Source organism: Rhizobium laguerreae, from assembly GCF_002008165.1.
Lineage (GTDB): Bacteria > Pseudomonadota > Alphaproteobacteria > Rhizobiales > Rhizobiaceae > Rhizobium > Rhizobium laguerreae.
Genome location: NZ_MRDM01000014.1, coordinates 106809 through 132908, shown reverse-complemented (window position 1 = coordinate 132908; position 26100 = coordinate 106809). Strand labels below are relative to the sequence as shown.

At 61.6% G+C, this 26100-nt stretch carries 29 protein-coding genes and 1 riboswitch; of the genes, 15 read left to right on the top strand and 14 right to left on the bottom strand.

The annotated features are described in order from the left end of the window. Positions 1-41 precede the first annotated feature (41 nt). The 5 genes from sufC to sufA all read left to right on the top strand — a co-directional run bounded on the left by sufC (position 42) and on the right by sufA (position 4229). The gene (gene sufC / locus BS630_RS16430; RefSeq protein WP_077978255.1) at positions 42-797 is read left to right on the top strand and encodes a Fe-S cluster assembly ATPase SufC; all 756 of its coding nucleotides are present in this window, start codon (positions 42-44) and stop codon (positions 795-797) included. A gap of 24 nt (positions 798-821) precedes the next feature. Next, on the top strand, positions 822-2096 hold the full coding sequence (gene sufD, locus BS630_RS16425; RefSeq protein ID WP_077978254.1) for a Fe-S cluster assembly protein SufD: 1275 nt from the start codon (positions 822-824) through the stop codon (positions 2094-2096). A 12-nt stretch (positions 2097-2108) separates the two neighbouring features. Then, the gene (locus tag BS630_RS16420; RefSeq protein ID WP_077978253.1) at positions 2109-3350 is read left to right on the top strand and encodes a cysteine desulfurase; all 1242 of its coding nucleotides are present in this window, start codon (positions 2109-2111) and stop codon (positions 3348-3350) included. Positions 3351-3362: 12 nt separating this feature from the next. Then, positions 3363-3743: an SUF system Fe-S cluster assembly protein gene (locus BS630_RS16415; RefSeq protein ID WP_003559708.1), complete on the top strand. Its 381-nt coding sequence runs from the start codon at positions 3363-3365 to the stop codon at positions 3741-3743. A gap of 93 nt (positions 3744-3836) precedes the next feature. Continuing rightward, positions 3837-4229 (top strand): Fe-S cluster assembly scaffold SufA, encoded by a 393-nt coding sequence (gene sufA / locus BS630_RS16410; RefSeq protein ID WP_018072227.1) that lies wholly within the window; start codon positions 3837-3839, stop codon positions 4227-4229. Between the two features lie 61 nt (positions 4230-4290). Here the strand turns inward: sufA and BS630_RS16405 are convergent, their stop codons facing one another. The 3 genes from BS630_RS16405 to BS630_RS16395 all read right to left on the bottom strand — a co-directional run bounded on the left by BS630_RS16405 (position 4291) and on the right by BS630_RS16395 (position 6596). Further along, on the bottom strand, positions 4291-4596 hold the full coding sequence (locus BS630_RS16405) for a flagellar basal body rod protein FlgC (RefSeq protein ID WP_077978252.1): 306 nt from the start codon (positions 4594-4596) through the stop codon (positions 4291-4293). A 163-nt stretch (positions 4597-4759) separates the two neighbouring features. Continuing rightward, the gene (locus BS630_RS16400) at positions 4760-5806 is read right to left on the bottom strand and encodes a glycoside hydrolase family 25 protein (RefSeq protein WP_077978251.1); all 1047 of its coding nucleotides are present in this window, start codon (positions 5804-5806) and stop codon (positions 4760-4762) included. A gap of 166 nt (positions 5807-5972) precedes the next feature. Then, a complete protein-coding gene (locus tag BS630_RS16395) occupies positions 5973-6596 on the bottom strand; it encodes a TetR/AcrR family transcriptional regulator (protein WP_077978250.1) in 624 nt (207 codons plus the stop codon). A gap of 95 nt (positions 6597-6691) precedes the next feature. Here BS630_RS16395 and BS630_RS16390 point away from each other — a divergent pair, with 95 nt between their 5' ends. After that, on the top strand, positions 6692-7660 hold the full coding sequence (locus tag BS630_RS16390) for an SDR family NAD(P)-dependent oxidoreductase (protein WP_077978249.1): 969 nt from the start codon (positions 6692-6694) through the stop codon (positions 7658-7660). A 308-nt stretch (positions 7661-7968) separates the two neighbouring features. Here BS630_RS16390 and gcvP read toward each other — a convergent pair whose 3' ends face one another. The 3 genes from gcvP to gcvT are packed head-to-tail and all read right to left on the bottom strand — an operon-like array spanning position 7969 to position 12355. After that, positions 7969-10833, bottom strand: coding sequence for an aminomethyl-transferring glycine dehydrogenase (gene gcvP, locus BS630_RS16385; RefSeq protein ID WP_077978248.1), 2865 nt, complete (start codon positions 10831-10833; stop codon positions 7969-7971). Next, on the bottom strand, positions 10833-11195 hold the full coding sequence (gcvH, locus tag BS630_RS16380) for a glycine cleavage system protein GcvH (protein WP_077978247.1): 363 nt from the start codon (positions 11193-11195) through the stop codon (positions 10833-10835). Before gcvH ends, gcvP begins: the two co-directional genes overlap by 1 nt. A 23-nt stretch (positions 11196-11218) precedes the next feature. Then, on the bottom strand, positions 11219-12355 hold the full coding sequence (gcvT, locus tag BS630_RS16375) for a glycine cleavage system aminomethyltransferase GcvT (RefSeq protein ID WP_077978246.1): 1137 nt from the start codon (positions 12353-12355) through the stop codon (positions 11219-11221). Between the two features lie 156 nt (positions 12356-12511). Continuing rightward, positions 12512-12604, bottom strand: a riboswitch (glycine riboswitch). A 157-nt stretch (positions 12605-12761) separates the two neighbouring features. Between gcvT and BS630_RS16370 the strand changes: the two genes are divergently transcribed. Next, on the top strand, positions 12762-13142 hold the full coding sequence (locus BS630_RS16370) for a hypothetical protein (RefSeq protein ID WP_077978245.1): 381 nt from the start codon (positions 12762-12764) through the stop codon (positions 13140-13142). 73 nt (positions 13143-13215) lie between these two features. Further along, positions 13216-14211: a DUF1775 domain-containing protein gene (locus tag BS630_RS16365; protein WP_077978244.1), complete on the top strand. Its 996-nt coding sequence runs from the start codon at positions 13216-13218 to the stop codon at positions 14209-14211. 73 nt (positions 14212-14284) lie between these two features. Here BS630_RS16365 and BS630_RS16360 read toward each other — a convergent pair whose 3' ends face one another. Then, positions 14285-14551, bottom strand: coding sequence for a hypothetical protein (locus BS630_RS16360; RefSeq protein ID WP_017960595.1), 267 nt, complete (start codon positions 14549-14551; stop codon positions 14285-14287). 121 nt (positions 14552-14672) lie between these two features. Between BS630_RS16360 and crcB the strand changes: the two genes are divergently transcribed. The 7 genes from crcB to BS630_RS16325 all read left to right on the top strand — a co-directional run bounded on the left by crcB (position 14673) and on the right by BS630_RS16325 (position 20224). Then, positions 14673-15050, top strand: a complete 378-nt coding sequence (gene crcB / locus BS630_RS16355) for a fluoride efflux transporter CrcB (protein WP_003539962.1) — start codon at positions 14673-14675, stop codon at positions 15048-15050. Between the two features lie 94 nt (positions 15051-15144). Next, positions 15145-16137, top strand: coding sequence for an RluA family pseudouridine synthase (locus BS630_RS16350; RefSeq protein WP_003559680.1), 993 nt, complete (start codon positions 15145-15147; stop codon positions 16135-16137). Continuing rightward, positions 16134-16787 (top strand): HAD-IA family hydrolase, encoded by a 654-nt coding sequence (locus BS630_RS16345; RefSeq protein WP_077978243.1) that lies wholly within the window; start codon positions 16134-16136, stop codon positions 16785-16787. Before BS630_RS16350 ends, BS630_RS16345 begins: the two co-directional genes overlap by 4 nt. A gap of 9 nt (positions 16788-16796) precedes the next feature. Continuing rightward, the gene (locus BS630_RS16340) at positions 16797-17582 is read left to right on the top strand and encodes an ATP12 family chaperone protein (RefSeq protein WP_077978242.1); all 786 of its coding nucleotides are present in this window, start codon (positions 16797-16799) and stop codon (positions 17580-17582) included. A gap of 67 nt (positions 17583-17649) precedes the next feature. Beyond that, positions 17650-18108, top strand: coding sequence for a calponin homology domain-containing protein (locus tag BS630_RS16335; RefSeq protein WP_025394691.1), 459 nt, complete (start codon positions 17650-17652; stop codon positions 18106-18108). Positions 18109-18159: 51 nt separating this feature from the next. Then, entirely contained in the window at positions 18160-19692 is a 1533-nt protein-coding gene (locus tag BS630_RS16330) for an acyl-CoA carboxylase subunit beta (RefSeq protein ID WP_025394690.1), read from the top strand. 139 nt (positions 19693-19831) lie between these two features. Further along, positions 19832-20224, top strand: coding sequence for a DoxX family protein (locus tag BS630_RS16325; RefSeq protein WP_025394689.1), 393 nt, complete (start codon positions 19832-19834; stop codon positions 20222-20224). Between the two features lie 42 nt (positions 20225-20266). Here the strand turns inward: BS630_RS16325 and sugE are convergent, their stop codons facing one another. The 7 genes from sugE to BS630_RS16290 all read right to left on the bottom strand — a co-directional run bounded on the left by sugE (position 20267) and on the right by BS630_RS16290 (position 26068). Then, the gene (gene sugE / locus BS630_RS16320; RefSeq protein ID WP_025394688.1) at positions 20267-20581 is read right to left on the bottom strand and encodes a quaternary ammonium compound efflux SMR transporter SugE; all 315 of its coding nucleotides are present in this window, start codon (positions 20579-20581) and stop codon (positions 20267-20269) included. A gap of 168 nt (positions 20582-20749) precedes the next feature. After that, positions 20750-21217 carry a YaiI/YqxD family protein gene (locus BS630_RS16315; protein ID WP_077978241.1) on the bottom strand — a complete coding sequence of 156 codons (468 nt, stop codon included), beginning with the start codon at positions 21215-21217 and terminating at the stop codon, positions 20750-20752. A 10-nt stretch (positions 21218-21227) separates the two neighbouring features. Further along, a complete protein-coding gene (locus BS630_RS16310) occupies positions 21228-21701 on the bottom strand; it encodes a GNAT family N-acetyltransferase (protein WP_077978240.1) in 474 nt (157 codons plus the stop codon). 118 nt (positions 21702-21819) lie between these two features. Continuing rightward, positions 21820-22146: a hypothetical protein gene (locus tag BS630_RS16305; protein ID WP_077978239.1), complete on the bottom strand. Its 327-nt coding sequence runs from the start codon at positions 22144-22146 to the stop codon at positions 21820-21822. 72 nt (positions 22147-22218) lie between these two features. Next, positions 22219-24240, bottom strand: coding sequence for an acetyl-CoA carboxylase biotin carboxylase subunit (locus BS630_RS16300; RefSeq protein WP_077978238.1), 2022 nt, complete (start codon positions 24238-24240; stop codon positions 22219-22221). A gap of 75 nt (positions 24241-24315) precedes the next feature. Further along, positions 24316-25020, bottom strand: coding sequence for a hypothetical protein (locus BS630_RS16295; RefSeq protein ID WP_077978237.1), 705 nt, complete (start codon positions 25018-25020; stop codon positions 24316-24318). 97 nt (positions 25021-25117) lie between these two features. Next, positions 25118-26068 carry a DMT family transporter gene (locus tag BS630_RS16290; protein ID WP_183594390.1) on the bottom strand — a complete coding sequence of 317 codons (951 nt, stop codon included), beginning with the start codon at positions 26066-26068 and terminating at the stop codon, positions 25118-25120. Positions 26069-26100 lie beyond the last annotated feature (32 nt).

The window sequence follows — 26100 nt, the reverse complement described above, 5'->3', positions numbered from 1 at the left end:
GACGCTGGGTCGCTTGTGCCCGAGTACACAGGAAAAACGAAATGCTTGTAATCAAGAACCTCCATGCCCGCATCGCCGAAGACGGCACCGAGATCATCCGTGGCTTGAACCTGACCGTGAAAGCCGGCGAAGTTGCCGCGATCATGGGGCCGAACGGCTCCGGCAAGTCGACGCTCTCCTATGTGCTGTCCGGCCGCAGCGATTACGAAGTCACCGAGGGCGACATTCTCTACAATGGCGAGAGCATTCTCGAGTTCGATCCCTCCGAACGCGCCGCCAAGGGCATCTTCCTCGCCTTCCAGTATCCGGTTGAAATTCCGGGTGTCGCCACCATGCAGTTCCTCAAGGTGGCAATGAACGAGCAGCGCAAGGCGCGCGGCGAGGACGAGCTGACGACGCCGGATTTCATGCGCCGCGTCAAGGATGCCGCCGGCAAACTGCAGATCAATACCGAGATGCTGAAGCGGCCGCTGAACGTCGGCTTCTCCGGCGGTGAGAAGAAGCGGGCCGAGATCCTGCAGATGGCGCTGCTCGAACCGAAGCTCTGCGTGCTTGACGAAACCGATTCCGGCCTCGACATCGATGCGCTAAAGATCGTCGCCGACGGCGTCAATGCGCTGCGCTCGCCAGACCGCGCGGTCGTGGTCATCACCCACTACCAGCGCCTGCTCGACTATATCGTGCCGGATACCGTCCACGTGCTCTACAAGGGCCAGGTGATCAAGTCGGGCGACAAGACGCTGGCGCATGAGCTGGAAGCCAACGGCTATGCCGACATCATCGGCACGGCGGCCTGATTTCGGGTGGAAAGGACGACGTCCATGAATATGCAGACGACGAGCCGCCTGACTGCGGCCGAGACGGCGCTGATCGAGGCCTTCAACCAGCAGATCGGCGAGCTGCCGGGCAATGGCGCGGTGACGGCACTGCGCGACCGGCTTCTCGACGACCTGAAGAAAGCCGGCCTGCCGACGCGCCGCGTCGAGGCCTGGCACTATAGCGACCTCAAGAACCTGCTGCGCACTGTCCCGCAGCAGGCGGGCGATGCCGGCTCGCAGGCTTTGGAGCCGCTCGTTGCTGATGCCACGGTGCTGGCGGTGATCCAGGGCCATTCCAACCAGAAGGCTACGGTCGACGGTCTTGGCGTTTCGGCCTATTCCGAACGTCTGCTTGACGGATCTGCCGCGGGTGGCCTGGATGCACTCGGTTCCGACGACGCGGTCGGCCGCATCAATGGCAGCTTCGTGCGCGACGGCTATGTCGTCGACGTGCCTGCCGATACCGCGCTTGAAAACCCCCTTGAAATCCAGTTCATCCATGCCGGTGGGCAGACACATACGCGCCTTCCCGTGTCCTTCGGCGCCGGTGCCAAGGCGACGGTCATCGAGCGTCACCTCACGGTGACCGGCGATGCGGCGCTGGTGTCCCATGTCAGCGACATCACGGTTGGCGAAGGGGCCGAACTGACCTGGATCATTCTGCAGCAGCAGGGGGCTGACGATACGCATCTCGGGCAGATCCGCATCGATCTTCGCGCTGACGCCAAGCTGCGGCTTTTCGTCATCAATGCCGGCGGCAAGCTGGTCCGGCAGGAGCTGCATATCAAGGTGACGGGCGAAGGCGCCGATCTGACGTTGCGCGGCATCAACCTGCTCGGAGCAGAAAGCCATACCGACGTGACGATGGTGCTCGGCCACGACGTACCGAATACCGGCTCGACCGAAGTGATCCGCAACGTCGTCTTCGACCGTGCCAAGGGCGTCTTCCAGGGCATGATCCGAGTGGCGCCCGATGCGCAGAAGACCGATGCCAAGATGGCCTGCAACACGCTGCTGATGTCCGACGACGCCGAATTCTCGGTCAAGCCCGAGCTTGAGATCTTCGCCGATGATGTCCAGTGCGGTCACGGCGCGACGGTGACCGATATCGACGCCAACCATCTCTATTACATGATGGCGCGCGGCATTCCGGAGAACAAGGCGCGGGCGATGCTCGTCAACGCCTTCGTTGCCGAAATCGTCGAGGAACTGGAAGACGAGGCCCTGGTCGAGGCGCTGGAAGGCGTGATTTCGGCGTGGCTCGAAAAGCACGCCTGATCGGATATACCAATGGACAAGATAGCGCCGGCCACGCAATACGACGTCGAAGCCATCCGCCGGGATTTTCCCATCCTGGCGGAGAAGGTGCATGGCAAGCCGCTGGTCTATCTCGACAACGGCGCCTCGGCGCAGAAGCCGCAGGTGGTGATCGACGCCATCTCGCATGCCTATAGCCACGAATATGCCAACGTGCATCGCGGCCTGCATTATCTCTCGAATGCGGTGACGGACGCTTATGAGGCAGCGCGCGAGAAGGTCCGCCGCTTTCTCAACGCGCCTTCGGTCAACGACGTCGTTTTCACCAAGAATTCGACAGAAGCGATCAACACCGTCGCCTATGGCTGGGGCATGCCGAAGATCGGCGAAGGCGACGAGATCGTGCTCACGATCATGGAGCACCATTCCAATATCGTGCCCTGGCACTTCATCCGCGAGCGGCAGGGCGCCAAGCTCGTCTGGGTGCCCGTGGATGATGAAGGTGCCTTCCATATCGAGGATTTCGAAAAGAGCCTGACGGAGCGCACCAAGCTCGTCGCCATCACCCATATGTCGAATGCGCTCGGCACGATCGTTCCCGTCAAGGAGGTCTGCCGGATCGCGCATGAGCGCGGCATTCCGGTGCTGATCGACGGCAGCCAGGGCGCGGTCCATCTACCTGTCGATGTGCAGGATATCGATTGCGACTGGTACGTCATGACCGGCCATAAGCTCTACGGCCCATCCGGGATCGGCGTGCTCTACGGCAAGAAGGAGCGGCTTTATGAGATGCGGCCGTTCCAGGGCGGCGGCGAGATGATCTTCGAGGTCGCCGAGGATATGGTCACTTATAACGTCCCGCCACATCGCTTCGAGGCCGGCACGCCGCCGATCGTGCAGGCGATCGGGCTCGGTTATGCGCTCGACTACATGGAGAAGATCGGCCGCGAGGCGATCGCCAAGCATGAGGCCGATCTTGCCGCCTATGCGGTCGAGCGGCTGAAATCCGTCAACTCGTTGCGCGTCTTTGGGACGGCGCCCGACAAGGGCAGCATCTTTTCCTTCGAGCTTGCCGGCATCCACGCCCATGACGTCTCGATGGTGATCGACCGGCAGGGTGTTGCGGTCAGGGCTGGCACGCATTGCGCCATGCCGCTCTTGAAACGCTTCGGCGTCACCTCCACATGCCGTGCATCCTTCGGCATGTACAATACTCGCGCCGAGGTCGATGCCCTGGCCGATGCGCTTGATTATGCGCGCAAGTTCTTTGCTTGAGGAGTGTCCGTGATGAGCCTGGACGAAAGCGAACAGAAGATCGACGTGCGCGAAGGCATCGTGCATTCCAGCATTCCGGCCGATGAGCTGGCGCGGCTGAGCGACGACGTTATCAGCGCGCTGAAGACCGTCTACGATCCTGAAATTCCCGCCGACATCTTCGAACTTGGTTTGATTTACAAGATCGACATCGAAGACGACCGGATGGTGAAGATCATGATGACGTTGACTGCACCCGGCTGCCCGGTGGCCGGCGAGATGCCCGGCTGGGTCGAAAACGCCGTCGGCGCCGTCGAAGGCGTGTCGGGCGTCGAGGTCGCGATGACCTTCGATCCGCCGTGGACGCCGGATCGCATGTCCGAAGAGGCGCAGGTCGCCGTTGGCTGGTATTGACGTCCCGCGGTATTGATCCGTTTACCTCGGACGACTACATTTGAATCACGATGCACCGGATCTTGACCCCGGTTGCGGAAGGAGAATGAGCCGATGGGCTTTGCAATCATGAGCATGACGGACGGTGCTGCGGCCCGCGTCAAAGCGATCGTCGAGAATTCGGGGCCTGATGCCAAGGGCGTGCGCGTCGGCATCAAGAAGGGCGGCTGCGCCGGGATGGAATATACCATCGATCTGGTGACCGAGCCCAATGCCAAGGACGATCTGATCGAGCGCGACGGTGCCAAAGTCTGGGTCGAGCCGTCGGCAGCTCTCTATTTGCTCGGGACCGAGATGGGCTTCGAAACGACGACGCTCCGCTCCGGCTTCACCTTCACCAATCCGAACCAGACATCGGCCTGCGGCTGCGGCGAATCGGTCGAGCTGAAGCCCGCCGATCTGGCAGCCCTTGCGGCTCAACGCCAGGGCGAACCGGCGCATTCCTGACAGCCGCCCTCAGGCTGGTGGGAAATTTCCGCTAGCAAGTCTCCGATGAAATTGGGCGTGTTCAGTCGCGCTTGATGCTCATGAGCACTTCCCACATGTCGGCGCCAGTCTCGAAGACCACGGCATTTGCCTTGTAGCTCTGCTCGGCTTCGATCAGGTCGATCAATTCGGCAGCCGGATCGACATCTGACGCCGTCGGGCTGACGACGGCCTGGACGCCGCCCGTCTCAACGGAGGTGAGGCTGGTGTTCAGCGTGGCATAACCCGGCGTGCTGCTGTTGGCGATGTTGTTGGCAATTGCGCCGACACGCGTCGTCTGTGCTCGCATCCCCGAAAGAGCAGTGCTCATAATGCCCGATATGCTCATCAGCCGTTTCCCCGGAACTGGATGAAATTCTTGTACACGCAAGGGCTTAGGGAATGTTGAAGGCGTTGCGTTAGCAAAGACCTGTAGGTTCGCGCATCTTCGCATCCATTTGTTCCGGATTGGCACGGAACGGGGTCGGGGCGCGGGGCCATGGCCAGCTTCGCTATCGCGACGCCACCCAGTCATGCCAATCGCTCTCGTTGCCGTTGAACACGTTGAGGTCGATCTTGCCGTCGACGCCTTCGGAAAGGCCGGAGCCGGAATACTGCCAGAAGACCCACTTGCGGCCGGGATAGACCTTGGAGGGATGAGCGGCCACAGAGCGCAGCCAGAAGGGATAGTCGAGCAGTTGACCCTTCAAATTGTCGCGGTAGAAATCCGGCGCGGTATAGATGATCGGGCGCTGACCGTAATGGCGCTCCAGCTTGTCCATGAAAACCTGCATCTTTTCCCGGACACGTGCGGGAGAGATGCGCCTCTTGCAGCTCGATTCGCCGTTCCATTCGACGTCGATGACGGGCGGAAGAGCGTTGGCTTCCCTCGGCACGTTGCGGATAAACCAGTCGGCCTGCTCACCGGCTGTCCGGCACCAGTAGAAGAAGTGATAGGCGCCGTGTTTCAGGCCGGCTTCCTTGGCCCGGCGCCAGTTCTTCTTGAACATCGGATCTAGGTGATCGCCGCCGTCGGTCGCCTTGATATAGACGAAGTTGGCACCTTGCCGCCGCAACGTCTCCCAGTCGATTTCGCCCTGCCAGCGCGACACGTCGACGCCGTGCACGGCAAGCTTTCTCGGCGAAGTGGAACCGAAGTTGATCGGCTTGGCATCGCGGAAGCGGTGGCCGTAAATTTGTCCGCGTGTCGGCGATCTCGTGCCGACATCGGGCATTGCATTGCCGGCGGGATTGGACGGCATCAGCAGCGCGACCGGTTTATCTGTCGGCAGCGGCATGCCGACCGGCCTGTTGGCGGGCACGAGCGCCTGCGGCTCCGGAACCTCTCCCGCCCAGCGCAGCGCCTGCTGCGGCGGGCTTGCCTGCGGCGCAGGATCACCAACGGCGGCGGCAGGAATCGGGCCGCTCGGCTGGGCGATGGCATTGGTCGTTTCCGGCGACGGCACGTTGCCCAGCACATCTTCGGCGCCGGAACTGGCAGCGCATCCCGACAGGATCAGGGCGGCGAGGAGGATTGCTGGCACTGCCGATGGACGCATAGGAACCTGCACGCAGAACAAGGGATCGACGGAGATCCATGTTGATGGAAGCCGCCTTTCTGAATTGCTAACAGAGACTTGCTAAGAAAGGTTAAATTTGATCCTTGTGCGCGGAAATCCTCCATGTCGATGTCGCCATTCTCGCGCACCTCCATCCGAAACAGCCTCAGCGACTGGCCCTCATACCCGCAATCAGAATATCGATGAGTTGCCTTGCCGCATCCCGCCAGGCGGGGCCACTGCTGATGCTCGCGCCGCCCGCCAGGGCGCGCAGGATATCGAGCGGGTCCATCGCCAGACGGATTTCACCGGTGGCGACTGCGCGATCCACCAGCAGATTGACGGCACCTATGATCAAATCGGCAGAACCGGCATAGAGCTCGGAGGTGCCGCCGACCAAAGAATCCAGCACTTCGGACATGCCGTGTTTGGTCACGACATAATCCACGAACTGCACCAGCCACAGGCGAAGCGCTTCGACAGGCGGATGTATCTCGGCAAGGCTTTTGGCGGCAGCGGCAAGCTGCGCCGTCTCGTTGCGGTAGATGGCGGAAACCAATGCATCGCGCGTCGGGAAATGGCGATAGAGCGTGCCGATGCCGACGCCGGCGATGCGGGCGATTTCCTCCAGGCTGGCGCTGGAACCCTTGTCGGCAAAGACGGTCTTTGCCGTTTCCATCAGCAGAAGACGATTGCGTTCGGCATCCGCACGCGGCTTTCGGACGGTGGGCTCGTCACTTTTTTCGGCCATTTCCGAGAAGTCCCCTTGATAAACGGAGGAGCCCTCCATATTTATCTGGAGGCATCCTCCTTTTATTTCATTTGAGGCCGGCGGGCAATGGTCCACCAGCCTGGAGCGGTGCGTCCATAGTCAAGGAGATAATCATGAGTGGACCTTTTGGCGCGACATCAACCACCGATGAGGTGCTTGCCGACGTCGATCTCAAGGGCAAGCGTGTTCTGGTGACGGGTGTTTCGGCCGGCCTCGGCGTGGAAACCGCGCGCGTGCTGGCAGCCCATGGTGCGCAGGTGACGGGTACGGCACGCGACCTTGCAAAGGCGAGGGCGGCAACGGAAGTCGTGCGCGCCGGTGCGGCCAATGGCGGCAGCGTTGATATCGTCGAGCTTGATCTTGCCTCTCTGGCAAGCGTGCGCGCCTGCGCCGATGCGCTCATTTCGGATGGCCGCCCCTTCGATGTCGTCATTGCCAATGCCGGCGTGATGGCCGCTCCCTTCGGCCGCACCGCCGATGGCTTCGAAACGCAGTTCGGCACCAACCATCTCGGCCATTTCGTGCTGGTCAACCGCATCGCACCGCTCGTCAAATCGGGCGGCCGAGTGGTGATCGTCGCATCCTCGGGCCATCGCATGGCACCTTTCAGCCTCGATGACCTCAATTTCGCGAGCAAGACCTATGAGCCCTGGGCGGCCTATGCCCAGTCGAAAACCGCAAATATCCTGTTCGCGGTGGAACTCGACCGGCGCCTCAAGGAGCACGGCATCCGTGCAACGGCACTACATCCCGGCGGCATCCAGACCGAGCTCGACCGTCATCTCGACCCTGGCATGATTGAAGGCATGATGACGCAGATCAACGCAGCACTCGCCGCCGAGGGCAAGCCGCCCTTCCAGTGGAAGACGATTCCTCAGGGTGCGGCTACCTCCGTCTGGGCGGGTTTCGTCGCGCCGGCAGACGTGGTCGGCGGCAAATATTGCGAGAATTGCCACGTCTCCGAAGTGACGGATGCGGAGATCAGCCCGATTTCCGAAGGCGTGCGCACCTACGCGCTCGATCCCGAGACGGCCAGGGCATTGTGGGCCAAAAGCGAGGATATGGTCGGCGAGCGCTTCTAGAGCATGATGCCGCAAAGTGTAAGCGGTTTTCGGACGACATCATGCTCTAACTATATAATGTAGAACAGGATTCAGATTTTAGGCCACCGGGCCTAAAATCATCCTGTTCTAGCCCGCAAACCGGCACGGCATCGACGCCGAAAAGAGAGCAGGGGAACTGGGAAACTGGTGCCCCTGCCGAGGAATTGAGCCTGCATCGGCTGCTAACCAGACAGGTTAGCCGCACATTTCTATCAGAATTAGGAAAGCCCCTCCCATGATGGAAGGGGCTTGGATTGCTCAGCCCTTCGCTGCGTCAGGCTTGACCGCTACTCAGCCGCCTCCGCGTAGCTTTCCACCGGCGGGCAGGTGCAGATCAAGTTGCGGTCGCCATAGACATTGTCGACGCGGTTGACTGGCGACCAGTATTTGTCGACACGGAAGGCGCCGGGCGGGAAGCAGGCTTGTTCTCTGCTGTAGGGGCGGTCCCAATCGCCGACGAGATCTTCCACCGTGTGTGGGGCGTTCTTCAGCGGGTTGTTCACCTTATCCATTCGGCCATCCTCGATGGCGCGGGCTTCCTCGCGGATCGCCAGCATCGCCTCGCAGAAACGGTCGAGTTCGGCTTTGGTCTCGCTTTCCGTTGGCTCGATCATTAGCGTGCCGGCGACCGGCCAGCTCATGGTCGGGGCATGGAAGCCGCAGTCGATCAGGCGCTTGGCGACGTCATCGACCGTGACACCGGAGCTGTCGACCAGCGGGCGGGTGTCGATGATGCATTCATGCGCGACACGGCCGGCCTCCGACTTGTAGAGCACGTCATAGGCGCCCTTCAGCCGGGCGGCGATATAGTTGGCGTTGAGGATCGCCACCTTGGTCGCCTGCGTCAGGCCTTCGCCGCCCATCATCAGACAATAGCTCCAGGAGATCGGCAGGATCGAGGCCGAGCCGAAAGCGGCGGCCGAGACCGCACCCGAACGGCCGTCGGTTTCGGGATGGCCGGGCAGATAGGGTGCCAGATGCGCCTTGACGCCGATCGGGCCCATGCCGGGTCCGCCGCCGCCATGCGGAATGCAGAAGGTCTTGTGCAGGTTCAAGTGCGAAACGTCGGAGCCGATGTCACCGGGGCGAGACAGGCCGACCATGGCATTCATGTTGGCGCCGTCGAGATAGACCTGGCCGCCATGCTCATGCACGAGATCGCAGATTTCCTTGACGGTCTCCTCGAAGACGCCGTGCGTCGAAGGGTAGGTGATCATGCAGCAGGAGAGATTTGCAGCATGCTGCTCCGCCTTGGCGCGGAAATCGTCGAGATCGATATCGCCGTTTTCACGCACCTTGACGACGACGACCTTCATGCCGACCATCTGGGCTGAAGCCGGATTGGTGCCGTGCGCCGAAGTCGGGATCAGGCAGACGTCGCGATGGCCGTCGCCATTGGCGATATGAAAGTTGCGGATCGTCAGCAGGCCGGCATATTCGCCCTGGGCACCGGAATTCGGCTGCATGGAGAAGGCGTCGTAGCCGGTGACGGCGCAGAGCTTTTCGATCAGGTCGTCGATCATCTCGCGGTAGCCGAGCGCCTGGGCGGCCGGCACGAAGGGATGGATGTCGGAAAATTCCGGCCAGGTGATCGGCAGCATTTCCGCCGTCGCGTTGAGTTTCATCGTGCAGGAGCCGAGCGGGATCATCGAGCGGTCGAGCGCCAGATCCCGGTCGGAAAGCCGGCGGATGTAACGCGTCATCTCGCTTTCGGCGCGGTTCATGTGGAAGATCGGATGGGTGAGGTAATCGCTGGTGCGGAGCAGGCCCTTCGGCAGGCGGTAGGAAGGCTCGAAATCGGCGATGGTGAAATTGCCGCCGAAGGCGCGCCAGACGGCTTCGAGCGTCGCCGGCCGGGTGCGTTCGTCGAGGCTCATGCCGATTTTGGTTTCGCCGACCTTGCGCAGATTGACGCCTTCGGCGACGGCTGCACGCAGGATGAGACCCTGCATATGGCCGACATCGACGGTGATCGTGTCGAAGAAGGTGTCCGGTTCAACCTTATAGCCAAGCTTTTCCAGGCCCTTGGCCATCAGCACGGCTTTCTGGTGCACCTGCTGGGCGATCGCCTTGATACCCTTCGGGCCGTGGAAGACGGCGTACATGGAGGCCATGACGGCCAGCAGCACCTGGGCGGTGCAGATGTTCGACGTTGCCTTTTCGCGGCGGATATGCTGTTCGCGGGTCTGCAGCGACAGGCGATAGGCGCGGTTGCCGCGGGCATCGACGGAAACGCCGACGAGGCGGCCGGGCATGGAGCGCTTGATGGCATCCTTGACCGACATATAGGCCGCATGCGGGCCGCCGTAGCCGACCGGGACACCGAAGCGCTGCGAGGAGCCGACGGCGATATCGGCACCCATTTCGCCAGGCGATTTCAGCAGCGTCAGCGCCAGGATATCGGCGGCGACGATCGCTATGGCGCCGGTCTGATGCAGGCGCGAGATCAGGCCGGTAAAATCATGCACGTGACCGTGCGTGCCAGGATACTGGAAGATTGCGCCAAAGACGTCGACAGGATCGAGATCGGTGAAGGGATTGCCGACGATGACGCTCCAGCCGAGCGGCTCGGCGCGGGTGCGGATCAGGGCGATGGTCTGCGGATGGCAGTCGGCATCGACGAAGAAAGACTTTGCCTTCGATTTGGCGACGCGCTCGGCGATCGCCATGCCTTCGGCGGCCGCGGTCGCCTCGTCGAGCAGCGAGGCGTTGGCAACGTCGAGGCCGGTGAGGTCGCAGATCATCGTCTGGTAGTTCAGCAGTGCTTCCAGGCGACCCTGGCTGATCTCCGGCTGGTAGGGCGTATAGGCTGTGTACCAGGCGGGGTTTTCGAGGATGTTGCGCTGGATGACCGGCGGCGTGATCGTGCCGTAGTAACCCTGGCCGATCAGCGAGACCAGCACCTTGTTCTTGTTGGCGGTCTCGCGCAGCTTGTCGAGTGCCTCGCGCTCGGTCATCGGCGCGCCCCAGACGAGCGGCGCCTTCTGGCGGATCGAGGGCGGCAGCGTCGCGTCGATCAGACCATCGAGGCTGTTATAGCCGATCACCTTCAGCATGTCGGTCATCTCGGCCGGCGAGGGGCCGATATGGCGGCGATTGGCGAAATCGTAGGGCTGATAGTCGGTGAACTGGAATTCTGTCGGCGTCGTCATTACGCAGTGAGCTCCTTGTAGGCCGCCTCGTCGAGCAGGCCATCGGCGTCCGCAGCGTTTGCCAGCTTCAGCTTGAAGAACCAGCCGGCGCCCTGAGGATCGGAATTGACCAGCGACGGATCTGCAACGATGGCCGGATTGACCTCGATGATCTCGCCATCCAGCGGACAATAGACGTCTGAAGCAGCCTTGACGGATTCAACGGTCGCGGCATTGCCGTTCTTGGAGAAGGTCGCGCCGACTTCCGGCAGCTCGACGAAAACCAGGTCGCCGAGCTGTTCGACGGCATAGGTGGTGATGCCGACCGTCGCAACGCCGCCTTCGATCTTCAGCCATTCGTGTTCTTCGGTAAATTTCAGCATTGTTCGTCCTCTCTGGAAAAGGTTTAGCGTTTGTAGGTCGGTGTGACGAAGGGAAGGGCGCTGACGGTGGTCGGCAGATATTTGCCGCGCACCTCTGCATAGACGAGCGTGCCTGCCGCAGCATGGGAGACCGGTACGTAGCCCATGGCGACGGGACCTTCGACGCTGGGGCCGAAGCCGCCCGAGGTGACCCCGCCGATTTCGATCTTGCCCTCGGCATCGGCATAAAGCTTGGCATGGCCGCGCACTGGCGCCTTGCCTTCCGGCTTCAGGCCGACACGACGGCGCGCGGCGCCGTTTTCGAGTTCGGATAGGATGCGGCCGGAGCCCGGGAAGCCGCCGGCACGCGCACCGTTGCCGCGCCTTGCCTTCTGCATGGCCCATTCGAGCGCTGCCTCCACTGGCGAGGTGGTCGTATCGATATCGTTGCCGTAGAGGCAGAGACCGGCTTCGAGGCGCAGCGAATCGCGGGCGCCGAGGCCGATCGCCTGTACGTCCGGATGTTCGAGCAACCTCATGGTGACATCCACGGCCTTGTCTGATGGAATCGAGATCTCGAAGCCGTCCTCGCCGCTATAGCCGGAGCGGGAAACAAGACAGGAAACGTCGTGCAGGCGGCAGTGGCGCACATCCATGAATTTCATTGCAGCGACGTCGGCCCAGAGTTCGGCGAGAACGGCGACTGCGCGCGGCCCCTGCAGCGCGATCAAAGCGCGGTTGAGAAGGGTGATGTCGCACTGGTCGCCGATATGGGCCTGCAGATGGGCGAGATCGGCCTCCTTGCAGGCGGCGTTGACGACGACGAAGAGGTGGTCGTCGAGATGGGCGATCATCAGGTCGTCGAGAATGCAGCCGGTGTCGTCGGTGAAAAAGCCGTAGCGCTGGCGGCCTTCGGCAAGGCCTAGGATGTCGACCGGCACCAGGCTTTCGAGCGCCAGCGCCGCATCCTCGTAGCTGCCCGACTTCGCCTTCACGATGACCTGGCCCATGTGGGAGACATCGAAGAGGCCGGCTTCGGCGCGGGTATGAAGATGCTCCTTCATCACGCCTGCGGGATATTGCACCGGCATGTCGTAACCGGCGAACGGCACCATGCGGGCGCCGAGCGAAAGATGCAGGGCATGCAGCGGGGTTTTCTTCAGGGCAGCAGTATCGTCCAAAAGACGCCTCCGGGGTTTGCGCCTTCTCGCGAAGGCGCGGGCTCAAATCTGAAGGCGCGGCTGCGCACTTCTCTCCTGAGCCCCCTCTGTCCCTTTGCCTGAGATTGTTATCCCTTCGGCGAGCGTTTCGAGAACGCTTCTCTCCAGAGTTCCGTCTGCCCCTTGCTGGTCCTTTTGCCTGAGAGTTTCCGGGGCGGTTGCTCCTTCGGCACCGGTGGCGAAAGCACCGGCTTCTCCCAACAAGGTTGGCGCAATTATCCGGCGGGTGCAGCACTTGGCAAGGCCAAATGTCGTGACCGGACAAATTTTTGTCGCCATATGCCGGCTGAGCCCTGATCTGCAGCAAATCTGCTTTTGCATTTCGCGGGGAAAACGGCTATCGCGACATGCTGTTGAAGGGGATTTCATGCGACAGACCGGACTGAAAGCGACGCTCTTCCTGCGCATGCTTTGCGCATTGAGCTTGGCTTTGCTCGGCCTCGCCCATCAGGCGCCGCAGGCTGTCGCCTCCGAAGGTTACGATGCCGCGGCCTATGTGCTGCCCGACGGCACTTTCGCCTCGCTCTGCATCACCGTGAAAGAAGCCGACGGCAAGACCTTCGCCTTCAAGTCGAATTGCGAAGCCTGCCGGCTGTCGGCATCCGTCATCCTGCCGACGCCGGATGCGGGCTCCTGGCTCGAGCGCAAGTTCGCCTCGCTGATCAACGCGCCGATCGAAACTTCAGCCGTTGCCGGTGCAAGCGCTGTCAGCCGGCCGAATTCCCGCGCGCCTCCCGTCCTCGCCTGATTTGCCTTCGCAATCCATGATGCAGAATGCCGGTCCGCCCGAGAGAAGTCCGCGGCCGGCGAGGAGACATCCGATGAAAACTATCAAGACACTTGGCGAGACATTCGGGCTTGCCGCCCTTCTTTCCGTGACCGCCTTTGCCGGCGCCGAGGCGCATGTGACCTTCCTCGACAGAGAGGCGAAGCAGGAGAGCACCATTCTCGCTACGCTGCAGGTGCCGCATGGCTGCGACAGCAAGGCGACCACGGAAGTGCGGGTCAAGCTGCCGGAAGGCTTCGTCTTCGCCAAACCGCAGCCGAAGGCCGGCTGGGAACTCGAGGTGATCAAGGGCGACTACCAGAAGACCTATGACAATCACGGCGACAAGGTGAAGACGGGTGCGATCGAAGTGCGCTGGAAGAACGGCAATCTCTCCGACGATTTCTACGACACCTTCGTCATCCAGGGTAAGGTATCGGGCGTCGAAGCCGGCACCTCGCTCGCTTTTCCGGTGACGCAGATGTGCGGCGACACGGTCGAGGCCTGGGATCAGGTGGCCAAGGAAGGCGGTGACGCGCATGGGATGAAAAGCCCGGCGCCGCTGTTGAAGGTCGTTGCCGGTGAGGATCATGGTCACGATCATGCCGATATGGCCGGCATGGACATGTCCGCTATGGCGGGCGCTGCCGCACCGGCTGGCGACACGGTCAAGGCCGGCGATCTCGAAATCTCCGGCGGGTTCGCCAAGGCAATGCTGCCCGGCCAGCCGGTCGGCGGCGGCTTTTTCACGGTGAAGAATAACGGCCAGACGGACGATCGCCTGGTGTCCGTCAGCTCGCCCGCAGCTGGTGAGGTTCAGATCCACGAGATGGTGACGAAGGACAATGTTATGCGGATGCGCCAGCTGAAGGACGGTATCGCCATCGGTGCCGGCGAGACGGTCAAGCTCCAGCCCGGCAACCTGCACCTGATGTTCCAGAAAGTGAAGACGCTGTTCAAGCAGGGCGATACGGTGCCGGTGACGCTGACCTTCGAAAAGGCCGGCAAGGTCGATCTGGTCCTGCGGGTGCTGTCCGCCCAAGGCAAATGAAGTAGACTGATTAAACAGAAAAGCCTGCGACTGTAACCGCAGTCGCAGGCTTTCGTTTGGAAGGTGATGGGCCTCAGAAGTCTTCGTAGGATCGCAGCGCCTGCTTCAGGCCGGCCTGCGGCTGGCGGTTGCCTTTGGCCATCAGGTCGAGGGCCACTTCGGTCGACTGGATGATGCTGGAGGGCTCGTCTATTTCCTGAGTGCCTTCGGCCTTCAACTGCCGGTCGGCAACGCGGCGCGCATCGCGGGCGGCGGTGCTCGTCGCGACACGCTGCGGGATTCGGAGCGAGTCGAAGGCAATGGCGGCGGTGCTCGCCGATATGGACAGGAGCTGGGTCATGTCGTCAGCGTATCGGTACGACCTTGGCGCCATTATAAAAAAATCATCGGCATTTTACCGGATGGTAAGAATTCATTCCTTCCCGATTGGAATCGCTGCAGAGTTGCGATAAATCTGGCTGATGATCCAGGCTCTTCTCGTCGCCGTCGGCGGCGCCATCGGTTCTCTTCTCAGATATTATGTCGGCCAATGGGCGCTGAGACTCATGGGTCCGGCATTTCCCTGGGGCACGCTCGCCGTCAATGTCGTCGGCTGTTTTGTCATCGGCGTCTTCGCCGAGCTGATTGCGCGGAAGTTCAATGCTTCGGTGGAGCTGCGCCTCCTGCTGATCACCGGCTTCCTCGGCGGCTTCACAACCTTCTCGGCCTTCTCGCTGGATGCAATCTCGCTGTTCGAGCGCGGCGAGGCCGTCGCCGGCGGTATTTACATCGCTGCGAGCGTCGGGCTTTCGATGGCGGCCGTCATCGCCGGGCTCGCCGTCATGCGCGCTTTGGCCTGATTTCTTTTCCGGTTTCCGTTTTGCATGAAAATGCTCTAAAGGCTGCGGCAAGAACGCCGGCTTGGCCTGCGCTGCAATTTCCGAAAGTTTTTTTATGGCTGGCATAGAACATATCAAGGTTGAACCCGACGAAGCCGGCATGCGGCTCGATCGCTGGTTCAAGGTGCACTTTCCCGGGCTCGGCTTCGGTCCGCTGCAGAAGCTCTTACGCTCCGGCCAGGTGCGCGTTGACGGTGGGCGTGTCAAATCGGATGCGCGCGTGCAGCCCGGCCAGACGGTGCGCGTGCCGCCGATGGATGTCGATGCGAAGCTGAAATCCGGACCGATCGCCGGCAAGGATCTCAAACATTCGACGGATTTCCAACTCTTGTCGCGCATGGTGCTGCACGAGGACGAAAAGGTAATCGTACTCAACAAGCCCCCTGGTCTTGCGGTGCAGGGCGGCTCGGGTGTGGCCAGGCATATCGACCAGATGCTCGAAGCCTGGACCAGCCCGAAGGGCGAGAAGCCGCGGCTTGTTCACCGTCTCGACCGCGACACATCGGGTGTTCTCGTTATCGCCCGCACGCGCGGCGCGGCGCAGAAGCTGACGGCCGCCTTCCGCGAGCGCGACACCAAAAAGACCTACTGGGCGCTGGTCAAGGGCGTGCCGCGCAAGCACGAGGACAAGATTTCGACCTGGCTCGTCAAGGAGCCGACCGTCGACGGCGACCGCATGCGCATCGCCAAGCACGGCGAGGACGGCGCCGACCATGCGATTTCCTTCTACCGGGTGCTGGAGACGGCGGCACAGAACCTCGCATGGCTGGAGATGGAGCCCTATACCGGCCGTACCCACCAGTTGCGCGTCCACGCCCTGCATATCGGCCATCCGATCATCGGCGATCCAAAATATTTCGACGACGATCCGAATTGGGATTTTCCAGGCGGCGTTCAGAAGAAGCTGCATCTGCACGCCCGTCACATCGACATCCCGCACCCCTCCGGCGGCCGACTGCGCGTCAGCGCGCCGCTGCCGGCGCATATGGTGCAGACCTGGAACCTTCTCGGTCTCGACCTTGCCGGCGCTGAAAGGGACAGCGAATGAAACTTGCCCTTTTCGATTGCGACGGCACGCTGGTGGACAGTGCTGCGCTGATCCACGAAACCATGCGCAGGACCTTCGACAAGTTCGGCAAGTTGGAACCGCGACTCGAAGACACCAAGGCCATCATCGGCCTGTCGCTGGATATTGCGATCGCCCGCATGCAGGGCAGGCCGCATGTGGAGCAGGAAGATATTGACATGACGGCGCATTACAAATCGCTGTTCTCGATCGTGCGTCAGGATCTTGACTATAAGGAGCCGCTGTTTCCCGGCATTCGCGAGATGATCGACGCGATCAGCGGACGCGATGACTTGCTGATCGGCGCGGTGACGGGCAAATCCAGGCGCGGGCTCAAGGTGGTGATGGAGACGCATGGTTTCGACAAGCATTTCATCGTCGCGCGCACCGCCGACGATTGCCCCTCCAAGCCGCATCCGGCCATGGTGACCGAATGCTGCGATGAAACCGGCATGAATGCTGTCGACACCATTGTCATCGGCGATGCGGTTTACGATATGCAGATGGCAAAAGCTGCCGGCGCCAAGGCGATCGGCGTTGCCTGGGGTTATGCCAGCGTGGATGAGTTGATCGCCAACGGCGCCGATGTGATCGCTTACCATCCGAACGAGATATTGCGTAATTTTTCCTGAGGTGATCCCATGCGCGATCTGCTGAACGACCTTTCCGAAGGCCTGAGCCATCCCGATCCTATCCGCCGCGCGCAGATCCAGATGAAGAAGCCGCTGCCGAAGCGCTTCTATACCGACGTCTCCGTTGCCGAGCACGAGGGTAGTTTTGCGATCACGCTCGACGGCAAGATGGTGCGCACGCCGGCGCGGCAGGTTCTCGCCGTGCCGACCGAAGCGCTGGCGCGGCTTGTCGCCGCCGAATGGCAGGCACAGGGCGAAGAGATCAATCCCCTGAGCATGCCGGTGACACGGCTCGTCAACACCGCACTCGACGGCGTTGCCGCCAACGCGCAGGCGATCTTCGAGGATATATTGCGCTTTTCATCCAGCGACCTCATCTGCTACCGCGCCGAGGAGCCGGAACTGCTGGTCGAGCGCCAGGTCGAGCGCTGGGATCCGGTGATCGACTGGGCGGCGACCGATCTCGGCGCCCGCTTCATCCTCGTCGAAGGGGTGATGCCGCATGAGCAGCCGCGCGAGGCGATTGCCGCCTTCGCCGTTACGCTCGCGAGATATGATAGCCCGATGGCGCTTGCCGCCCTCCACACGGTCACCACGCTGACCGGCTCGGCGATCCTGGCGCTTGCCTTCGCCGAGGGCCGGGTGACGGTGGAGGAGGCCTGGTCGCTTGCCCATCTCGACGAGGATTGGACGATCGAGCATTGGGGCAGCGACGAGGAGGCCGAGGAGCGGCGGGCCAAGCGCTTTGCCGAGTTCAAAGCCGCAGCGGATGTTTTTTTCGCCTTAAGCGCCTGAAACATATTGCCTTCCAATGCATTATGACGAAGTCTGCGACTCCAACCGGGTGGTGCGGGATTTTGCAATGAATTGGCTGAGGTCGTGTTTTTGCCGGGCGACACTCGTCTGTGTCGCGCTCACGGCCTGCGGCAGCCTCTCGGCCACCAAGCCGGCGGCGCCGGTCTATGATGTGCGCAGCGCCGTCGTTCTCTCCGGACCGAACATGCCGGCCGAGTTGCTTTCCGGCATCAACGACCGCGTGAACGCGGCAATCAACGCCACCGTGCGCGACACCGTGCTGCCGCGGGTGGTGCTGACGATCCGCGTGGTTTCCGTCCAGAAGGGCCTCGGCTTCCAGAAGGACCGCAACGTCGCCAAGGTCAGCATCGACGCGGCCTCGGTCGAGGACGGCTCGGTCATCGCCGTCAGCGCCTTCGACGTGACCAGCATCGCTGCCGATCCCAAGCTTGCCGACGAGATCCTGGCCGAAGACGCCGCCGCAAGGATACGCTCGGTTTTCTCACTCAGCGGGCGCGCTCATTAGCACGACGCTCTAACCGCCGGATTGCCGCCCGCAGCGGCGAGGGGAGATCGCATGAAGGAAATTCTCGAAGAACTGGAACGGCGCCGCGACGTCGCCCGCCTGGGCGGCGGCGAAGCGCGCATCGACGCTCAGCACAAGCGCGGCAAGCTGACGGCGCGCGAGCGCATCGATCTCTTCCTCGACGAAGGCTCCTTCGAGGAATTCGACATGTTCGTCGAACACCGCTCCACCGATTTCGGTATGGACAAGAGCCGAATTGCCGGCGACGGCGTCGTCACCGGCTGGGGCACGGTCAATGGCCGCACGGTGTTCGTCTTCGCCAAGGACTTCACCGTCTTCGGCGGCTCGCTATCGGAAGCGCATGCCGAGAAGATCATGAAGGTGCAGGACATGGCGCTGAAGAACCGCGCGCCGATCGTCGGCATCTATGATGCGGGCGGCGCCCGTATCCAGGAGGGCGTGGCGGCTCTCGGCGGTTATGCCGAGGTGTTCCAGCGCAACGTGCTCGCTTCCGGCGTCATTCCGCAGATCTCGGTGATCATGGGTCCCTGCGCCGGCGGCGACGTCTATTCGCCTGCTATGACCGATTTCATCTTCATGGTTCGTGATACTTCCTACATGTTCGTCACTGGGCCGGACGTGGTGAAAACCGTCACCAACGAGACGGTGACGGCAGAAGAACTCGGCGGCGCCGTGGTGCATACGGTGCGCTCGTCGATTGCCGACGGCGCCTATGAGAATGATGTCGAAACGCTGCTGCAGGTGCGCCGGCTGATCGATTTCCTGCCGCTTTCGAACACGGCGCCGCTTCCGGAGATCGAATGTTACCAGTCGGTGACAGAGATAGACGCGTCGCTCGACACGCTGGTGCCGGCGAGTTCCAACAAGCCTTACGACATCAAGGAACTGATCCGGAAGGTGGCGGACGAGGGGGATTTCTTCGAGATCCAGGCGAGCTTTGCCAAAAACATCGTCTGCGGCTTCGGCCGCGTCGAAGGCTCGACCGTCGGTTTTGTCGCCAACCAGCCGATGGTGCTGGCCGGCGTGCTCGACAGCGACGCCTCGCGCAAGGCGGCCCGCTTCGTGCGCTTCTGCGACTGCTTCAACATTCCGATCGTCACCTTCGTCGACGTGCCGGGTTTCCTGCCGGGTACGGCGCAGGAATATGGCGGCCTCATCAAACACGGCGCCAAGCTGCTCTTTGCCTATGCCGAGGCGACGGTGCCGAAGCTCACCGTCATCACCCGCAAGGCCTTCGGCGGCGCCTATGACGTGATGGCGTCGAAGCATCTGCGCGGCGACCTCAACTATGCCTGGCCGACGGCGCAGATCGCCGTGATGGGCGCCAAGGGCGCCGTCGAGATCATCTTCCGCAAGGATATCGCCGATCCGGAAAAGATCGCCGCCCATACCAAGATGTACGAGGACCGGTTCCTCTCGCCCTTCGTCGCCGCCGAGCGCGGTTATGTCGACGAAGTGATCATGCCGCATTCGACCCGGCGGCGGCTGGCGCGCGGTTTGAAGATGCTGCGCAACAAGGATCTCGCCAATCCGTGGAAGAAACACGACAACATTCCGCTTTGACGGCTGGCTGGTGAATAAAACTGTCCGGTCAAACGTTTACCTGCTATCGAAAAAGTGACCGAATGTCAGCGATCCGTGTGTTCAATCCTTGCCGAGGACAGGCTAACGCTCGGTTGTTTCTTGTTAACGAGGGGTTTTAATGTCGATTTTCGACCGTCTTTCCGTCTATCAGCCCTATGGGCTGGCTGCTCTCAGGATCATCACCGCACTGCTGTTCATCGAACACGGGACGATGAAGCTTTTCGGTTTCCCGGCTTCGCAGATGTCCGGCGCGCTGTCGCCGCTGATGCTGTTCGCCGCCCTTCTTGAGCTGATCGGCGGCATCCTCATTCTCGTCGGCCTGCTGACGCGCCCTGTCGCCTTCCTGCTGGCCGGTGAAATGGCCGTCGCCTATTTCATGGCGCATGCCCCGAGCAGCTTCTTCCCGGCCGTCAACCAGGGCGATGCCGCGATCCTGTTCTGCTTCGTCTTCCTGTATCTGGTCTTTTCCGGTCCCGGCGCTTTTGCCGTCGATACCCGCAAGACGGTTTGAACTATAAGCCGAGGGGCGTCAGCGGCGCCCCTCGATCTCATGTCAGGCGGTAAGCTTGAGGCCGGCGATGCCGGCGACGATCAGCGTGATGCAGGCAAGGCGGGAGACACTTGCCTCATCGCCAAGCAGCCAGATGCCGAGAAAGACGGTGCCGACCGTGCCGATGCCGGTCCAGACCGCATAGGCGGTGCCGATAGGCAGATGCTTCACCGCCAGGCCGAGCAGCACGATGCTGATCACCATCGATATGACAGTCAGCGCCGTCGGTATCGGCCGTGTGAAGCCTTCGGTATATTTAAGGCCGATCGCCCAGCCACATTCAAAAAGACCGGCGAGAAAAAGCAGAAACCAGGCCATGCGACTCTCCTTGTTCAAGAGCGAGGCCGTCCCCGCGACAGTTGCATCCCGGAGGATGCCGCAGTCGTCTGCGATAGTGCCTATATGCGTGAGGAAACGGCCGACTTCAAGGTTGGAATCGGCATGCCTGCCATGCCACCCGTTACTTGCGAGCCTGTGCGAGCCACATCAATTTTGCCCGCCAGCCTCCGCGGCAAGGCCCTTGGCGCGACGGCAGAGGCGATCGAAGGTTTCGAGGAAGCGTGAGCGGTCCTTCGGGCTGAAGGCGGCGTTGTAGCCCTTGCTCTCGCCGGTTTCGCGCAGGTGCGCGCCGAGATCGCGCATGGCGCTCGCCATGCCGATATTGGTCTCGTCGAAGACGCGCCCCGTGGGGCCGCTGACGAAGGCGCCGGTCGCGACACAGTGCACGGCAAGTGGCACATCGGCGGTGACGACGACATCGCCCGCGCCGGCGCGTTCGGCGATCCAGTTGTCGGCAGCGTCGAAGGCGTTGGAGACGATGACATTGTGGATCATCGGATCGCGCGAGGGGCGCAGGCCGGAATTGGCAACGAAGGTGACTTCGAGGCCGTGACGTTCGGCCACCTTCAGGACTTCCGGCTTTACCGGGCAGGCATCGGCGTCGACATAGATCATGGCAATATCCTCATGCCGGCTGAGTGGCCGGCTGGCGGACCATATCGATATGAGGGATGCCGTCTTCCAGATATTCCTGCGATGTCCCGATAAAGCCGAAGGATTCATAGAAGCGGCGCAGATGAGCCTGCGCCGACAAGGCGATCGGGTTTTCCGGATAAAGCCGCTCGCAAGCGGCGATCGCTTCGCTCATCAGCGCGTCGCCCAGACGCTTGCCGCGATGGGCAGGGGAGACGACCACGCGGCCGATCTTCGACGCATCCCGCGGTTCATGCGGTTTTAGAATCCGCGCCGAGGCCAGCAGTTCGCTACCCTCCAGCAGCCGCAGATGCAGCGCATCGATATCCTTGCCGTCGAGTTCGGGATACGGGCAGTTCTGCTCGACGATGAAAACGTCGACGCGCATTCTCAGGACATCATAGAGTTCCCGCGCGGAAAACTCATCGAAACCCTTGAGATCGGTCGTGTAAGTCGTCGAAGCCATGAATAGAAACCACGCTTAGATGCCTCGCCGGAATGCTGAGGTCTAGGTTTTCCGTATATGTACGACGGGACCGATGACTTCAAGCGAGGAAATAGCTGCTCCCATTTCGGGAATCCGCCTAACCTTCGCGAACGTACTGGTGAAAGTTCAAACCGTACGCATGAGGAGCGTCTGGCGGAGGCTGCTGCGGCTCGGTCGAGTAAACATAGATTCGCCCGGACGCATTAAATCCCACATTCCGACCAATCGTCACGACCATGTCGATAGCCTCGTCATTGTCGCTCACCCAAGCCTGTATCGAAAAGAAGGCTGCCGAGCCCGCCGTGGTGTCGAAATCCGGGTTGGAGATCATGACCTCTCCGTCTGCGATTACGGTGAAATGGCGGAAAGCCGTTTTCAGCTTCCAGTATCGCAGTTTCAATTTCCAGTTCTTTAGCAAATCCATATGCATTCAAAACGAGTTTTACGCTGCGAGCAGAGGTCCGAATTTGCATCAGCTCGAAGTCCGCCATCAGCCTCAGGCGAATTCCATGATCACGGCATCGACGGCCAGGCTTTCGCCGGCTGCGGCATTAATCTTCGAGACGACGAGATCGCGGTCGGCGCGCAGCACGTTTTCCATCTTCATCGCTTCAACGATCGCAAGCGTCTCACCGGCCTTGACCTCCTGGCCCTCGGCCACCGCGATGGCGACGACGAGGCCGGGCATCGGGCAGAGCAGGAGCTTGGACGTATCGGGCGGCAGCTTCACCGGCATCAGCCTGTCGAGCTCGGCATGACGCGGCGAAAAGACCTTGGCCGTCACTGAAAGTCCCTGCCAGTCGATACGCAAGCCGTTCAGAACGGGGCGGATCTGCGCGGTGACGTCGCGACCGCCGACCTTGCCGTTCCAGACATGGTCGCCCGGTCTCCAACCGGTGACAACATTCCGGCTCTCGCCCTCTGTCGCCCCATCGATCGCGATATCCATATCGAAGGGGATGGTGACGAGGCCGTCGAGCAATCTTGCCGCGACGTGATTGTCGCCGATCTTGACCACCCAATCCTCGCGCAGCGCGCCCGCTGCGGCGCGCAGACGATCGGCGAAACGTTCGCGGCGGTTCGTCTCGATCAGCGAGGCGGAAAGCGCGATGCCGGCAAGCACGGCTTCTTGCGCCGGGTCCGGTTTCATCGGCGCAAAGCCATCGGGATATTCCTCGGCGATGAAGCCTGTGGAAAGCCGGCCCTCGCGCCAGCGCGGATGTTTCATCAGCGCCGACAGGAAAGGAACATTGTGCTCGATACCGTCGACGACGAAGCCGTCGAGCGCTTGCCCCATGGCCTCGATCGCTTCCAGCCGCGTCGGCGCCCAGGTGCAGAGCTTGGCGATCATCGGATCGTAATACATCGAGATCTCCGCGCCTTCGAAGACGCCGGTGTCGTTGCGGACGACGACATTGCCGGTCCTGCCTTCCGCCGGCGGCCGGTAGCGCGTCAGGCGGCCGATCGAGGGCAGGAAGTTGCGATAGGGATCCTCGGCATAGAGCCGGCTCTCGACCGCCCAGCCGTCAAGCCTGATATCCTCTTGGGCAAAGGGAAGTGGCTCTCCGGCTGCGACACGGATCATCTGCTCGACGAGGTCGATACCGGTGATGAGTTCGGTCACGGGATGCTCGACCTGCAGGCGGGTGTTCATTTCGAGGAAATAGAATTTGCGGTCCCGGTCGACGATGAATTCGACGGTGCCGGCGCTCTGGTAATCGACGGCTCTCGCCAGCGCCACCGATTGTTCGCCCATCGCCTTGCGGGTCGCTTCATCGAGGAAGGGCGAGGGCGCCTCTTCCGCCACCTTCTGGTTCCGCCGCTGGATCGAGCATTCGCGCTCGCCGAGATAGACGACGTTGCCATGCGCATCTGCCAGGACCTGGATTTCGATATGGCGCGGCTCGACGACGAACTTTTCGATGAAGACGCGGTCGTCGCCGAACGAGCTTTTCGCCTCCGAGCGGGCGCGCTCGAAGCCGTCGCGCACTTCCGCCTCGTTCCAGGCAATGCGCATGCCCTTGCCGCCGCCGCCGGCCGAGGCCTTGATCATGACGGGATAACCGATCCCGCCCGATATCACTTCCGCATGGGCGGCATCCTCGATGATGCCGAGGTGGCCGGGCACGGTGGAGACACCGGCGGCATTGGCGAACTTCTTCGATTCGATCTTGTCGCCCATCGCCATGATGGCCTTCGGCTTCGGGCCGATGAAGACGATGCCCTGCTTTTCCAGCTCCGCGCAGAAAGAGGCGCGCTCGGACAGGAAGCCGTAACCGGGATGCACCGCCTCGGCGCCGGTTGCCTTGCAGGCGGCAATGATCTTTTCGGCGACGAGATAACTCTCGGACGCCGCGGCCGGGCCGATATGCACGGCCTCGTCGGCCATCTCGACATGCAGCGCGTCCCGATCCGCATCCGAATAGACCGCGACGGTCAAAATGCCCATGCGGCGCGCAGTCTTGATCACGCGGCAGGCGATTTCGCCGCGATTCGCGATCAGGATTTTCTTGAACATCGAGACTCCACCCAGAAATGCATTCCGGAGTTTTACGCACAAAACACCGGAACGCACAATCAGGCCTGCGGAGCGTCAGGCGACGGCAGCTTCCGAAACGGTTTCCTCGTCGACGATGCGCAGCCAGCGGCTGCGCCGCGGCTCGGCATAGTCGCGCAGCTCGACGGCAGCCATAATCGCCGCCCAGTGAGGATGATTGGCGCCGCGCAGCGTTGCCTGCTCGATCTGCTGGAGAACGCCGTATTCGACCGACGAGACCGGGATGGTGCCGCCTTCGGCGACGCTTCTGAAGATGCGCATCGCATAGTCGATGTCCTGGCGGGTGATGCCCCGGCGATCGATGGCGCGCGACAGCTTGTAGCCACCGATATTGTCGGTGATTGCCAGGCGGAGCTGATCGAGGGCGAGCGCTCTCAACTCGACCGGGACATCGGCCGAAATCTCCATGACGTGGAGAATGAGTTCGAGCTCGAGCGCCGAGTTGACGACCCCATCGGTCGTGAACATGCGCATGATCCAGGCGACGTTGATTTCATCCAGCGAACCCTGCGGATAGGTGTAATGGACGATGAAACCGGCGAGCTGCTCCACGAAGAAAGCGTTCCAGTCGGCACATTTTTCAGGGCAGGAATTGTTAAGCGCCAACATCGCCACGACATCGTCGGATGTCCGGATACCCTCCGGAAAACTATGTTTGCGCAGCAGTACTATATCTTCGGCCGTCAGCCGATGCTTGCCGGCCACGACACAGGCCGGAAAAGCGAGACGAAATTCGCTCATGTTTTAACTCCAGGCTTCATCATGAAGCCGGAGACGATTTTACCGCCTGCGAATTGACGATCCCTCAAGAAGAGGAGTTAACCCGATATTCCCTGGGTCAGGAGGATTTTAACGATTGCGCCTGCAGCCGCTCACGCCAGATGATGAAGAGGCCTGACGCAACGATGATGAAGATGCCGATCCATTTGGAAAAGCTCGGGAAATCGTTGAAAAGCGCATAGCCGAGAACGGTCGCCGAGATGATCTCGAAGTACTGGAACGGCGCAAGCAGCGACAGCGGCGCGAGGCGGAAAGCCCGGACGACGAGCATATGCGCATATCCCGAGATCGAGCCAAGGGCGAGAAGCAGAACAAGGCCGAGGCTGGAGGAGGGCAGAGAGACGGCAAAATCGGCATTGCCGGAACTGTTGCCGAGGAAAAGGGCGGCCGCCATGAAGACCGTTCCGCCGATGCCGGCCATCGTCTGCATGGTCAGCGGCGAATCGGCCTCGCCGATGGCGCGGTTGAGGAAGAGATAGAGCGAGAACAGAAAGGCGCAGGCGACCGGCAGCAGCGCCTTCAGGCCGAAGATTTCGTAGCTCGGCTGAATGACGATCATCGCGCCGCCGAACCCGACGACGATTGCCACCCAGCGCCGCCGGCCGACCTTCTCTCCGAGAAACAGCGCCGACAGAGCGGCCAGCATGAAGGGCTCGACGAAATAGATAGCGAAGACATCGGCAAGCGGCATGTATTTGACGGCGACGAAGAAAAGCAGGCTGGCGGCACCGTGCAGCACACCGCGCAGCAGGTTCATCCATGGCCGCTTGGCCGAGAGCGCCTTCAGCCCGAAAAGGGCGAAAAGAATCGGCAGGGTGCAGGCGATCTGGAAGAAGAATCGGTAGAAGGTGACCTGACCCGGCGACATCGCCTCGAAGGTCGCCATATATTTGGCGATCGCATCCATGGTCGGCAGGATGAGCATGGCGCCGGACATGATGGCCATGCCCTGCAGGGAATTTTGACGGAACTCTGACATGGCTGCTGATTCTTGCGAGGATGACGCCATCAACCATGAGAAGGCCGGGCGTTCAAGCCGAG